General features: G+C 40.1%; 12 protein-coding genes. 3 read left to right on the forward strand and 9 right to left on the reverse strand.

Annotated elements, in window-relative coordinates:
* Positions 1 to 35: 35 nt before the first annotated feature.
* The 3 genes from CQZ96_RS09610 to CQZ96_RS09620 all read right to left on the reverse strand — a co-directional run bounded on the left by CQZ96_RS09610 (position 36) and on the right by CQZ96_RS09620 (position 3586).
* The gene (locus CQZ96_RS09610) at positions 36 to 1562 is read right to left on the reverse strand and encodes a DHA2 family efflux MFS transporter permease subunit (protein ID WP_004819350.1); all 1527 of its coding nucleotides are present in this window, start codon (positions 1560 to 1562) and stop codon (positions 36 to 38) included.
* A 6-nt stretch (positions 1563 to 1568) separates the two neighbouring features.
* Complete coding sequence (locus CQZ96_RS09615; protein WP_105713237.1) at positions 1569 to 2726, reverse strand: HlyD family efflux transporter periplasmic adaptor subunit; 1158 nt, start codon at positions 2724 to 2726, stop codon at positions 1569 to 1571.
* Between the two features lie 326 nt (positions 2727 to 3052).
* The gene (locus CQZ96_RS09620) at positions 3053 to 3586 is read right to left on the reverse strand and encodes a thioesterase family protein (protein WP_004722808.1); all 534 of its coding nucleotides are present in this window, start codon (positions 3584 to 3586) and stop codon (positions 3053 to 3055) included.
* 99 nt (positions 3587 to 3685) lie between these two features.
* On the opposite strand from CQZ96_RS09620, the gene hemB reads away from it, so the two are divergent.
* Together hemB and thiO are read left to right on the forward strand one after the other, a co-directional pair.
* Entirely contained in the window at positions 3686 to 4699 is a 1014-nt protein-coding gene (gene hemB, locus CQZ96_RS09625) for a porphobilinogen synthase (RefSeq protein ID WP_016539219.1), read from the forward strand.
* A gap of 158 nt (positions 4700 to 4857) precedes the next feature.
* On the forward strand, positions 4858 to 5994 hold the full coding sequence (thiO, locus tag CQZ96_RS09630) for a glycine oxidase ThiO (RefSeq protein WP_105713238.1): 1137 nt from the start codon (positions 4858 to 4860) through the stop codon (positions 5992 to 5994).
* Between the two features lie 99 nt (positions 5995 to 6093).
* Here thiO and CQZ96_RS09635 read toward each other — a convergent pair whose 3' ends face one another.
* Positions 6094 to 6855 (reverse strand): ferredoxin--NADP reductase, encoded by a 762-nt coding sequence (locus CQZ96_RS09635; protein ID WP_105713239.1) that lies wholly within the window; start codon positions 6853 to 6855, stop codon positions 6094 to 6096.
* An 82-nt stretch (positions 6856 to 6937) separates the two neighbouring features.
* Between CQZ96_RS09635 and gigC the strand changes: the two genes are divergently transcribed.
* A complete protein-coding gene (gene gigC, locus CQZ96_RS09640) occupies positions 6938 to 7819 on the forward strand; it encodes a LysR family transcriptional regulator GigC (RefSeq protein ID WP_004722815.1) in 882 nt (293 codons plus the stop codon).
* Between the two features lie 320 nt (positions 7820 to 8139).
* Here the strand turns inward: gigC and CQZ96_RS09645 are convergent, their stop codons facing one another.
* The 5 genes from CQZ96_RS09645 to nuoM form a co-directional block, all read right to left on the reverse strand.
* On the reverse strand, positions 8140 to 8880 hold the full coding sequence (locus CQZ96_RS09645; RefSeq protein ID WP_105713240.1) for an excalibur calcium-binding domain-containing protein: 741 nt from the start codon (positions 8878 to 8880) through the stop codon (positions 8140 to 8142).
* A gap of 59 nt (positions 8881 to 8939) precedes the next feature.
* A complete protein-coding gene (locus CQZ96_RS09650; RefSeq protein ID WP_105713241.1) occupies positions 8940 to 10013 on the reverse strand; it encodes a hypothetical protein in 1074 nt (357 codons plus the stop codon).
* Between the two features lie 61 nt (positions 10014 to 10074).
* Positions 10075 to 10710, reverse strand: a complete 636-nt coding sequence (gene upp / locus CQZ96_RS09655) for a uracil phosphoribosyltransferase (RefSeq protein ID WP_004722821.1) — start codon at positions 10708 to 10710, stop codon at positions 10075 to 10077.
* A gap of 121 nt (positions 10711 to 10831) precedes the next feature.
* Positions 10832 to 12388, reverse strand: a complete 1557-nt coding sequence (gene nuoN / locus CQZ96_RS09660) for an NADH-quinone oxidoreductase subunit NuoN (protein ID WP_105713242.1) — start codon at positions 12386 to 12388, stop codon at positions 10832 to 10834.
* 2 nt (positions 12389 to 12390) lie between these two features.
* Complete coding sequence (nuoM, locus tag CQZ96_RS09665) at positions 12391 to 13995, reverse strand: NADH-quinone oxidoreductase subunit M (protein WP_171066950.1); 1605 nt, start codon at positions 13993 to 13995, stop codon at positions 12391 to 12393.
* Positions 13996 to 13998 lie beyond the last annotated feature (3 nt).

Here is a 13998-nt window from a genome sequence, read left to right on the forward strand (position 1 = left end):
CCCACTTTTCAGTAGGCTTCTATACAACTTAAATTCTAATGTGCATGCCCTGCGCCGACATTCCCTTTCGGTTTTGGACATAACCAAATAATCAATCCTGCAAAAATAAAGATCATCGCAAAGATCAAAAACACATGATTAACCGAAAGCGTTAAAGCCTCTTTATCCACCAAGTTGGAAATGGTACCCAACGCCATTTCAGGACTAAAACCACTGTTGACCAAATTACGCTGAGTTTCCTCAACATGCATGGTCGACACGATTTCACTGCGTGCCAGCTTGGTATGATCATCCCAAATGGTCACAGCAATAGATGCACCAATTGCGCCTGCCATGGTTCGCATAAAGTTCATCAAACCCGCAGCAGAAGCCACTTCATCTGGACGTACCACACCTAAAGCAATATTAGACAGTGGGATAAAGAAGAACGGTACCGCAAAACCTTGGATAATCTGTGGTAATGCCAGCGCCATAAAGTCAGCATCACTGGTCCAAAATGAACGCATTAATGTGACGCCACCCAAAATCATCAGCCCAAAACTCGACAAGGCTCTCGGGTCATATTTAGTCGCAAGTTTGGCAACCACAGGCGACATCATCAAGCTACCAAAGCCCATTGTCGCAGTCAGATAACCTGCCCAAGATGCGGTATAGCCCAAGTTAATCTGTAACCATTGTGGAATAAGTACAATACTGCCAAAAAATGCCGCAAAGGCAAAAGCCAATGAGATTGTTGCGATGGTAAAGCCACGGTATCGGAAAATTTGTATATTGACGATGGGATGTTTTTCATAATATTCCCAGATGAAAAAGGCAATAAATCCAACCACCAAAATCACAGCCAAAATACAAATAAAGCTGTTATTAAACCAATCTCGCTCATGCCCCAAATCGAGCATTAACTGTAATGCGCCAATCCAAACGATCAGCAGCGTTAGACCAATGGTATCAATCGGGAGTTTAGCAATCGGTGTTTCCGCAACTTTTAATAGGCGCATCACCCCAACAGCACAAATCACACCCACTGGAATATTGATAAAGAAAATCCAATGCCATGACCAGTTATCACTGATCGTACCACCTAAAATAGGACCTAGAATCGGTCCAACAACCGTCGTCATTGCCCACATCCCCATTGCTTGAGAATGCTTTTCGGGTGGGAAAATACGCATCAACAAAGTTTGACTGAGTGGCATGATTGGACCACCAAATAAACCTTGTCCGATACGACAGATCACTAACATCGCCAAACTATTGGATAAGCCACAAAGAATTGAAAATGTGGTAAAGCCAATCAGACTGATGGTAAATACCCGAACAGCACCAAAACGTCCTGCAAGCCAACCGGTTAAAGGTACACAGATGGCTTCAGCAACGGCATAAGAGGTAATCACCCAAGTCCCTTGAGAACTTGATACAGCTAAACTTCCGGTAATATGGGGCACAGAAACATTGGCAATGGTCATATCCAATACGACCATAAAATTGGCAAGTGCTAAAAAGAAGGCGGCGAGAAGTAAGCGCCCACCTTTAAGCTCACTTTGAAACGTTGCTGTATTCATAAGTGATTACTTCGCTGAAGAGGTATCAACCTCAGCATTCATGGATAAACCCACACGTAATGGATGCTCAGCCAACTCTTTAGGATCGAGTTTGATACGTACAGGTAGACGTTGAACCACTTTAATCCAGTTACCTGTCGCATTTTGTGCAGGAATCAACGCAAATGCTGAACCTGTACCACCAGAAAAGCCGATCACCGTACCGTGATACTCTACTTTCTTGCCATAGAGGTCTGAAGTGAGGGTTGCCTTCTGACCAACTTTCACGTTTTGCAACTGACTTTCTTTAAAGTTTGCATCCACATAAAGTTCAGCCAAAGGCACCACTTTCATCAAACTTGTCCCAGGTGCAATACGTTGCCCCACTTGAATACTACGACGGGCAATCACACCATCTAACGGCGCTTTAATTTCTGTACGTTGTAAATCTAAAAGTGCTTGATCAAGTTTGGCTTGAGCCACCAATACGTCAGGGGTTGAACTTTGTGAGGTCCCCCGAATTAAAGCTTCATTGGCATCTAAATTACTTTGTGCAGCTTTACGTTTAGATTCTGTTTGCGCCAATGCTGCTTTTGCCACATCGACATTTGCTTTAGCATTGTTTAAAGCACTTTGTGCTTTGCTAAATTCTTCTTTAGAGATTGCACCTGTCGCGCTTAACTGCTGACGGCGGGCAAACTCTTGCTGTGCTTGTTGATACGCCACATCGGCTTGCGCCACTTGTGCTTTGGCACTGTTAATATCATCTGCACTGACTAAAATCTGTGAGGACAATGAACTGCTATTTGCCGAGCTTTGTGTATATTGACGCTTGGCTTTGGTCAACGCCGCTTCAGCTTCTGCAACAGCGATTTTTGCATCACGATTATCAATAATCGCAAGTACATCGCCTTTTCTCACTTGTTGAGTATCACTGACCAAAACCTCAGCAACTTGTCCGCTGACCATTGAGGTGATTTCAGCAGTTTCAGCACCGACATAGGCATTGTCCGTTTCAACAATGTTGCCAAAAATAAAAGCCCAAATTGCATATAGAATTGCAGCTACAACAACAATAATGGCAAAAATCCTCAGCATTTTTTTACGTTTTTGTTTGGCTTCCAAATCCGCTTGCGCTTGATTTTCATCATTTGGAGAGGCATTCGTCGTTTGCGCGTCAGTCATCGCATGTTCCTAGCTTACTTGGACTTGTCAAAACATCTTTGCATTTTGGAGATATAAACTGAAAAACTGCTTAATCATATCTATATGACGTTGCTTGATGGTTGAATAAGTCAACTTCTTAAAATTGTGGTGCCCAATTTTACAGGTAAAAATCATATTATGAGAATAAAAATATTACTCTATAGTTTATCTTTATAAAAGAGGTCAATCTTATTGATATTTATATTTTTTTAAGAAAAAATAAGCCAGCAAAATATGTATTTTACTGGCTTATATTGACACAATGAATACAAAAGTGTACTGATTAGTACACTTAGTCAGCTTGATCAATAGGCATAAGAAGCAATGGCTGTTGCAATCGCCTTACCTTCATTGTTGAACATCGTCATACGCATGGTGCAACCTTTACGCCCCATTCTCAAGGTTTCAGCTTTGGCAATAAAGTATTCACCGCGCCCAGGTGCAAGATAATCCACACGCATATCGACTGTTGCTAAACGAGAAACTTTTTTTAACGTGTCTGGCAATTGGTCTGGCTCTGCACGTTTATACAGCTCCCCCATTGCCACAATTCCACCAATACTATCCAGCAATGTCGCGGCCACACCACCATGTAAAATTTGAAATGCGACATTGCCAATCAAATACGGTTTCATTTCGATATAGCCTTCAATCTCATCATTGACAACACGCATTTGCATATTGTTATGTGAAAAATAAGGCGAACCATTAAACGCTTTAGTGAGTTGGTTAAGCACCACATTTAAATCTGCTTTCGCACCTAAATGTAAATTACCAGTCCACTTTTTTTGCGATTCGCTAGGCGCAGAATCAGTTTTAGAAGAATCACTCATCATCATTTCGAAACCAATATTGAGAAAAATTTTCAGCTTTTTCCCAAAAAATATATGAAAGGGCTACAATATATGCCTAGTTTAATACTGAACATCGAGATTGTTATGACTTATACGTTCAATCGTCCTGCTTTTCCAGCTACTCGTATGCGCCGTATCCGTAAAAACGATAAGCTTCGAGCAATGGTAAGAGAGACTCAACTCACAGCAGATCATCTCATTTATCCAGTATTTGTACTTCCGGGACAAAACCAAAGCCAAGATGTACCAAGTATGCCAAATGTTCAACGATTGTCAGCAGACTTATTGTTGAAAAAAGCAGAAACCCTATTAGAACTTGGTGTATCAAAACTTGCCTTATTCCCCGTTACACCACAACAAGACAAAAGTTTAACAGCTGAAGCTGCGTGGCATGAAGACGGTTTAGTTCAAAATACTTTACGTTTGTTAAAAAAAGAACTACCTGAGATGGTACTCATCACGGATGGTGCATTAGATCCTTATACCACACATGGTCAGGACGGCATTATTGATGATACAGGCTATGTATTAAATGATGAAACAGTTCAATGCCTGATCAAACAAGCCTTAAGCCATGCTGAAGCAGGTGCAGATGTGATCGCGCCAAGTGACATGATGGACGGCCGTATTGGTGCAATCCGCCAAGCTTTAGAAAGTAACGATTTTATTTATACCAGCATCATGGCGTACTCTGCAAAATACGCGTCTAGTTTCTACGGCCCTTTCCGCGATGCAGTTGGCTCATCATCCAACCTAAAAGGTGGTAATAAGTATAACTACCAAATGGATGTCGGTAATCGTGCTGAAGCACTGCATGAAATCGCCCTCGATATTCAAGAAGGCGCGGACATGGTGATTGTTAAACCGGGTATGCCATATTTGGATGTAGTACGTGAAGTTAAAGATACTTTTGGTGTCCCGACCTTTGTTTATCAAGTCAGTGGTGAATATGCCATGCTTGCAGCAGCTATCCAAAATGGCTGGTTATCTGAAAGCGTGATTATGGAATCATTGATGTGCTTCCGTCGTGCAGGGGCAGATGGTATTTGGACCTATTATGCGGAAGATGCAGCACGTCAATTAAAAGAGATGAAGTAAATAATCCCTCCCTTATTGAACTCATGGTTCCTCACCTTTAAAAAAGGGAAGCGTCCATGACTGATTCAGTCGTGGACGGAAAGTCCCCTCTTTCAAAAGATAAGTAGTATTGCTTTTGTAGGTGGGGATTAAAATTCTAAATTGGTACAGAATACACAATGCATATCGCCATTATCGGTGCTGGAGTAAGTGGCTTACTCAGCGCGCTTGAACTTGTTGAACAAGGCTGCACCATCACCCTGTTCGATCAACAACATGCTGGACATGCCGCCTCATGGGCGGGTGGTGGTATTCTGTCACCCATGTATCCGTGGAGATATCCCAATGAAGTCAATCATCTGGCACAACACGGCAAACAACTTTACCAACAATGGAATGAGAAACTACAACCTAAAACAGGGATAGACTTTCAAATCCATGACACGGGAATGTTAATTTTTGACGAAGCAGATTTTGAGCTTGGACTGAATTATAAAGACCAGTATCAAGACCCTATGCAGCATTGTGAATACCTGCAAAGAGAGCAGCTTGAAACCGTCAACCCCCATATTTCAGCACAGTTTCAACATGCAATTTATTTTCCACATCTAGCCAATGTTAGAAATCCGCGACTTCTTAAATCACTGATTAGCTACCTCAAACAACACCCTCAAGTTGAAGTGTATGAAAATACATGGATCGAAAAATTTAATATTCAAAATCAAAAAATTCAGTCTGTTGAAAGTGCCAATGGACAACATTTTGTCGCAGACCAATTTGTGATTGCAACGGGTGCATGGTCAAATTGCTGGGCAGATCAATTACAGCTTTCGATCCCAGTAGAGCCTGTTCAGGGACAAATGATGTTATTTAAAACCCCTGAAAACTGGTTACCCACCATGTGTATGAACAATGTGATGTATTTGATCCCACGCCTAGATGGTCATATCGTATGCGGTTCAAGCATGGACCATATCGGATTTGATAAGCGTCCAAATGTACAAACACAACAAAATATTTATAAAGCCTGTATCGAAATGGTCCCTGAATTGGCAAACTTCCCCATCGTCAAGCAATGGGCAGGATTACGTCCAAGTTCACCGACAGGCATTCCATATATTGGAAAAATGCCTGAACTGAATAATTTATGGGCGAATTTTGGACATTATCGTAATGGCTTATGTATGGGACCGGCTTCAGCACAGCTATTAAGACAATTGATGCTCAATCAAGATACACGTGTTGATGCAAAAGCTTATTCAACCGAGCGATTAACAGCATATACACCACTCACTCAGCAATCATCTTTTAGCTAAAAAGTGTTTGGTTTTGGCATGAAAGAATTAAAGAGAAGACGCTTAGCCGCTTCTCTCATCTAAAACGATTGATACAATTGCTGATGCCTATCCAGTGATTTACCAATAATTCTCTACAGCAATATTGCCTTCACCGCGACGATTCATCGTTAAACCACGGGCTTTTAATGCGGCTTTGGTGTCATCTACCATTTGTGGGTTTCCACATAGCATGACATGAGTGGTATCTGCATTGAATTTTAAATCAGCGGCTTTTTCCAATTCACCATTTTCAATCAAAATTGGTAAGCGATCATGCAAGGCTGCATTGGGATCACGCGTAACAATTGGGATAAATTTAAAACCTGTATGCCCCTCACCAAAAAGCTGGGCTATCTCTTCGATCCGATCGACGTAAGCCAATTCAGATTCAGTTCTTACGCTATACACCAAGTTGATTTTTTCGTACTTTGACCAAGTTTCAAAATCTTGTAGCATCGAAATAAACGGCGCTAAACCTGTACCTGTTGCCAACAACCACAAATCTTTAGGCAATGGCAATTGATAACGTGCTAAAGTTAAGAATCCATAGGGGATTTTTTCCAAATAAAGCTCATCACCGACTTGTAGATGCTGTAAATTGGAAGTAAATGCACCGTCAGGAACAACGATTGAAAAAAATTCGAGTGTTTCATCAAATGGGGATGAAACCACGGAATATGCTCTTACCACCAAATCATCACCTACTTTTAAACCAATGCGAGCAAATTGCCCTGCGGTAAACTTAAAATGGGCAGGTCGAGTCATGGTGAAACTGAAAAGTGTATTGGTCCAACGCTGAACAGACAAAACCTTTTCTATGCTAAATTTTTCAATTGACATGATTTCTTCGTGGCATGAAACATAGTCCTCATGGTAGCATGACTATATAATCTATGAATATTAAAATGTTAAGGCTCTACTTATGCGAATGACTTTACGCCAGTTGGCGGTTTTTGTTGCTGTCGCTCAAGAAGGTACCGTGACCAAAGCAAGTGATGCGGTTCGGTTGACTCAAAGTGCGGCAAGTATGGCTTTGGCAGATTTAGAAGATGGACTGGGTGCTCCGCTTTTCGATCGTCTTGGTAAGCGCTTACAGCTTAATGATCTTGGTCGCTTCTTACTTCCTCAAGCTTTAGAAATTTTAGGTCGCTGTGAAGCCTTTGAACAAGCAGCCAAAGGTGAACTACAAAGTATTGATTTACGGATTGGTGCAACACTGACCATCAGTGATTATTTAATGCCCGACTTAATGGCAAACTTTTTACAAGTTCAACCTCAAGCGCATTTACAGCTTCAAGTCGGCAATACCCGCCAAATGATTGAAGCGGTCAACCAATTCCAACTCGATTTGGCATTGATTGAAGGTTCATGCTTCCTACCACAACTTCAATGTATTCATTGGCGAGACGACGAACTCGCGGTATGTTGTTCGCCTAATCATCCACTGGCAAATTTACATCGTGAATTAAAACAGTCTGACTTTCAGCATGTTGAATGGATATTACGTGAAGAAGGTTCTGGAACACGTGAAGTCTTTGACAATGCCATTCTAAAAGATCTTGAAGATGCCAATATCCGTTTAACCCTAGGTCATAATGAAGCGATTTTAAAAATCGTTGCTGGTGGTCTAGGAATGTCATGTATTTCTAAATTGGCGATTCAGCCTTTGCTCGACAAAGGACAATTGGTGATTTTAAATACACCATTCTGGCAACTTGCTCGCCCGCTATATATGCTGGTACATCGTCAAAAGTACCAAGGACCGGGCTTAAGAGCCTTCTTAAAATTTTGTGAAAATGGTTAAAACCAAAGCTCCTCTTGGAGCTTTTATAGGGTCTGCTGACATTTCATAAATCGTTTACGTTGTAGATTAAAATTAAGTAGGAGATGTATACGTCGTAATGCATGAATGAAAATAGTGAGGCTATTCTCGAGTTTCAATTTAGGCTGAGATAATTTTAGCCACAACCCTTCGGGACTAGCGTATTTTTTGCCGCTACGTTGTTGCGAACTATTCATTTAGAATAACTAAATTTCATACTTCGCGCCTAGTATCGCCTAAAAAACACACCCAGTCGCAAACGTATACGAATTATCATCAGACCCTCATTCTTAACTTAAAAGCTATTTACCAAATTGCCGTTCACATGGTCGACCATCATGGTTACCATCCATTTGTGTATTGGGGCAATTTCTAATAAAAAATACCGCTTCATCATAAGATGTCATTTGGCTGCAATGGGTACGACCATCGCATTGATAAGGTGATTTTGCCGTTGATGCTGTTGTCGATACAGTTGTGTTGCTTTGTACGGATTCTGCTTCATTCTGTTTTTGCACTGAATGGTGATGACTGTTTAAAGCATTTTGAGATTTTTCACTAAACTTTACCGGTTTGACATAACCAATCTCTTTACGCTGTTGCTCAACGATTTGCTTCTGTTGTTGTTCTAACAGCGCAAATTTAGCATGTTGTTCTTCCTGATAGGTTTGGTATTGATTCCATGTGGCAAAGCTAAAATAAACGAAACCAAAAACAATCACCAAAATCACCACAGACATAAAACCGAATTTCTGCCCTTCATTTTTGCTTCGTCTTAAAATATTTTTTTGCTTATCAATATTGATCTTTTTATTTTTTAAGTCATTACTCATCGCAACATCTAAACGAATCATTTGATGTGCTTTCAATGTTCCATGTGCATTGATGATTACATATTTTATAGTTTCCCCTTTTTTCGGCTGACCACCTTCTTTTGGAAAATCAGCGATGTAAAATATTACAGATTGCGCTGAATTATGATCCAATAAAAGTCCGTAACCTTTATCATGATGATATTCAATGATTTGCCCCAAATAAAACATATAACTTCTCTTTTAAAATAAGTATGAATCGTAAAATATATTCAACTCGTTTCAGATGTTTAGTGTGAATATGCCTTTCGTTTCTGCTGTTTAATCTTGTCCTTTTGTTCTTGTTGATATTGTTGAAGTCTCATTTCAGCCTCAACTTTGTACTGCTTATAACGATCCATTGCATACATCACAGAACTTACCGCAATGAATATCACCACAGCGACGATCGCCACCCAAGGATTCAAAGTCTTGCGTTTTTCAGATCGAATTTTCTTTACAGCTTGTTTACGTTTGGAATATAAAAATTTAACTTTCAACTTTTGAATCAAACTTTGAAATGCCGTTAAATCCATATGCTTTTCAAGCAACTGCCGATCAATTTGGCTGTTAAAATATAAATCATCCCCTTTAAAATTTTGACCATCTTCTATCACCTTTAAGGGGTTAAGCAACACTGCACTCTGATTACCCTCAGTGATTTCAATGTTTTGATTCGCCTCACCCACATCAACAACAGCAATTGCATGAATTTCTTCAACGGGTTTAATGTTATCAAATGTATGAGTTTCGTCTTTCAATTCAGTATTCTGGATAACTTTAACAGAAAGGTCAACTTGTGTTTGCGTTACAGGTTCAATCTCTTTGGCTTGATTTAAGTTTCCGCCCCATTCTTCGATTGCAGGATCATTGATTATTGTTTGAATGGGTTCAATAACTGTTACTTTTTGATCTGCTACAACTAAGTCAATATCTAGAATAGTGTCAGGTAAAATGGCTTGCTCAGCCTGAGTTTTTGTTTGGGGGTTCAATAAGCCTTCATCAGCCAATCCCCTTCTCTTTTTAAGCGCTTTGCGAACATTTCTAATATGTTCATAGGCATTTTCTGAATAAAGATGTGGGATAGAGGACTTGTTTTTATCATTCACATAATTTTTATGATCTAAACGCACGATAAATTTAGCAAATAAACCATCACTCTGCTCTAAAACGACACATTTAATCCGCTCACCAATTTGAGGAAGAAGCAATTGATTTGAGAAATCTTCTAATTTAAAAACAACTTGTTGATGATGATCACTTAATTCAATTAGACCTTGCCCTAAATCATTATCGAAAAAGGTAACAGTCCCTTTCCTAAACATTTTTTATTCTCTTATCATTAAAAAGGAGGCCCCCTATAGCCTCCTTTGATCATACTAAATTTTAATCTTTTTGCACACTACCAAAAATTTTATCTCCAGCATCACCTAAACCTGGCACGATATAACCTTGTTCATTTAAACCTTGATCAATTGAAGCGGTAAAAATCGTTACATCTGGATGTGCGGCTTCAACACGTTTAATCCCTTCAGGTGCTGCAACCAAAACCATAACACGGATATCTTTACAGCCACTTGCTTTCAATACATCAATTGCAGCAACTAAAGAAGACCCTGTCGCCAACATCGGGTCAATAATCATGGCTAAACGATTTTGTACATCTGGAACCAATTTTTTATAATAGGTACGTGCTTCCAAGGTTTCTTCATCACGTTCTAAACCGAGAACTGAAACTTTAGCACTTGGGATGAGATTTAAAAAACCTTCTAACATGCCAATACCAGCACGTAAAATCGGCACTACAGTGATTTTTTTACCCGCAATTCTGTCTACTGTGACTTTACCGTTCCAGCCATCAATCTCATGATCACACACAGGTAAATCTTTGGTTGCTTCATAAGTTAAAAGCATGGTTACTTCTTGAGCGAGTTCACGGAAATTCTTAGTACTAATGTCAGCACGGCGTAATAAACCTAATTTATGACGAATAAGTGGATGACGAATTTCTTGAATAGACACGGGAGGACACCTAAAAGGATAAAAGTAAATTTCCATTATTATAAATGTTTTTTATATCAGAGATAAGAAAAGCCCTCAACGAATGAGGGCTTTTTTTGTTAATAGCAGGATTTTATTGCGATTAGTGTTGTTGGCTCATCAAGAAATGTAAAGGAGATAAAATTTCTGATTTCAACGCCAAGTTGATGATTGGATCTGGATAAACACCAATGATCAATACCAAAGCAGCAGCGCCGAGCACCATCAAACCACCCACTTTTTGTCCCCAATGATCAACCGCATCAATACGAGGATTATCTGGTGGAGTCATATACATCACGATCATCACACGTAAGTAGTAATACAAACCAATACCACTACCCACCACTACCATAGCAGCCAAGAACCAATGTTCTGTGGTTACAGCAGCAATCACCACCATAAACTTACCGATAAAACCAGCGGTTAATGGAATGCCTGCAAGAGAAAGCATCATCACTGTTAACGTCGCAGTCAGTACTGGACGACGCCAGAATAAACCACGGTAATCCGCAAGCGACTCAGCTTCATCAACATTGTTATATGGGCTCGACATTAACGCGACAGCACCAAAAGCACCGATCGTAGTTAAGGTATAAGTCACCACATATACACTTACACTGCCTAAACTTGCATAACCTAAACTAATCAAAGCAATCAATAAATAACCAAAATGGGCGATCGATGAATAACCCAAAATTCGTTTTAAGTTGACTTGACGTAATGCAAGGAAGTTCCCGACTAAAATCGAAAGTACAGCAATCACAGTTAATACAGTCACGATAGACGGTACAAGAATGAAACCTGAACTTAAAATAAAGCGTACCAATAAACCAATGGTTGCAACTTTAGCAACAGTTGCAAGATAGGTCGCGATTGGCGCAGGCGCACCTTGATAAACATCTGGGGTCCATTTATGAAATGGCGCCAACGATAATTTAAACGCAATCGCAATCACGATTAATCCTGAACCCAACAAAATCATTGGTTGAGCAAGGAAACCTTTTAACTGTTCAATAAAGTCAGCCAGAGACGCAATTTGTTGCGCTTGTGCTAACTGATTTCCATACAAACCTGGGAAGTCAGTAAATGACAATGTCCCTGTATAAGCATAGACGTATGCCATACCCATCAACAAGATTGCTGAAGCTGTTGCAGAAAGTACCAAATACTTTACGCCTGCTTCTAGCGATTTTCCACGCTGATGCGTATATGCCAATAAACCATACACAGGAATTGACAAAAGCTCTAAGCTAATAAAGAACGATGCATAATGAGAACTTGCCACCATCAACATTGCCCCTGTTACAGAGATCAACATCAAGATATAAAGCTCTTCACGATTATCTTTATACGTTTCAATATAAGCGTGAGATAACGTACAGCATGCGAGTGCAGCAACTACTGCAATAAATTGATAAAACAATGTAAATGGATCAACCACAAACATGTTCATCACATTTGATGGTGCAAATGAACCACCAAACATCATGAATAAAATATCAATTGCAGCAAGGTTTAAACCCACCACCGATGCAGTCGCAATCAAATTATGATTACGCTTGATCGAGGTTAGGATCATCACCACAACAGCGGTTAAAGCAACAATAAAAACTGGTGCTAAAGGCATGAGACCCGAAAATGACATAGTGAAGTTCATGACTATTGGATCTCCACATTTTGTTGAGATACGACTTGTTGTGCCGCATCAACAACTTCTTGAACTGGAATATAGCTATTTGATAACCACGCCATACTTGAGTGAGAAATATCAAGGAAGCTTTGTGGATACACACCTAACCATAATAAGCCAAATGCACAGATCAATAGAATTACTGTTTCACGTACATTCAAGTCTTTTAATGGACTTTCATAATGCTTTTTCTGTTCTTCATTTGGCGTACCAAATAAAGCTTTGTGGATCAGGATCAGACCATAAAGACCAGCAAAGACCAAGCTAATCGCCGCAATGATGGTAAATGTTGGGAACTTAGCGAATGAACCCATCAAGATCAGGAATTCACCAATAAAGTTACCTAGACCTGGAATACCCACAAGCGCAGAGACAAAGAACATCAAGAAGAATGGTAAATACTGGAATTGACCACGAATACCACCCATCAAACGTAAGTCACGGGTATGTAAACGTTCATACACTTGACCACACATAATGAACAATGCAGCAGATGACAAGCCATGTGCCAACATCATGATCATTAAGCCTTGGAATGTCAGAATATTACCGGCATAAAGTGCAAGTAATACGAAACCCATATGCGAAATAGAAGTATAAGCAAGCAGGCGTTTCATATCTGTTTGCTGGAAAGCACACCAAGCGCCGTAGAAAATACCAATCAAACCTAAAATAATCGCAATATCAGCAAATTGTGCAGATGCTGCTGGGAAGAATGGCAATACAAAGCGCAGTAAACCGTACGCAGCAGTTTTAATCAAGATACCCGCTAAGTCTACAGAACCTGCTGTAGGTGCTTGTGCATGGGCATCTGGTAACCAACCGTGTAATGGAAATACTGGAAGCTTGACCGCAAAACCAATAAAGAAACAGATCATCAATGCATAGGCAATATGTGGTGCCTGAGCATCTAAAGTGTTTGCAACAGCAAGTAAGTAGTTATAGTCGAAGCTAATCGTACCTGACATCTGAGAACCGTAGACCACTAAGCCTAAGATCCCGATGAGCATGATCAAGCCTGCGACTTGGGTATAGATAAAGAACTTGGTTGCAGCATAAACACGTGATTTACCGTCTGCGCCTTTATGACCCCAAAGTGCGATCAAGAAGTAGATAGGGACTAACATCATCTCCCAGAAGAAGAAGAACAAGAACATATCAATTGCAAGGAAAACCCCGATTACCCCACCCAAAGACCATAACAGGTTTAAGTGGAAGAAGCCGACATTCTTTTGAATTTCACCCCATGAACAACCAACTGCAAGTACACCCAGTAATGCAGTCAATCCCACCATCAGCAATGAAAGCCCATCTACAGCCAAATGAATGTTAATACCAAGTGATTTAATCCAAGGTAAATAAAATTCTGCTGCCCAAGTTGGAGTCTTCGCCCCCAACTCATAGCTAAAGCCACCTTGTTTCCACAAAATCAGTGTTAAGCCCAATGTAACGAGCATACCGACTAATGCGATATAACGTGGCAAATGTTTATCAAGTTTATCGACCAACCAACACGCGAAACCTGCAATAAAAGGTACAAGAATCAGTGCGGGTAAAATCCAATTGTTTGTGATTTC

The organism is Acinetobacter sp. MYb10 (assembly GCF_002980175.2).
Classification (GTDB): domain Bacteria; phylum Pseudomonadota; class Gammaproteobacteria; order Pseudomonadales; family Moraxellaceae; genus Acinetobacter; species Acinetobacter guillouiae.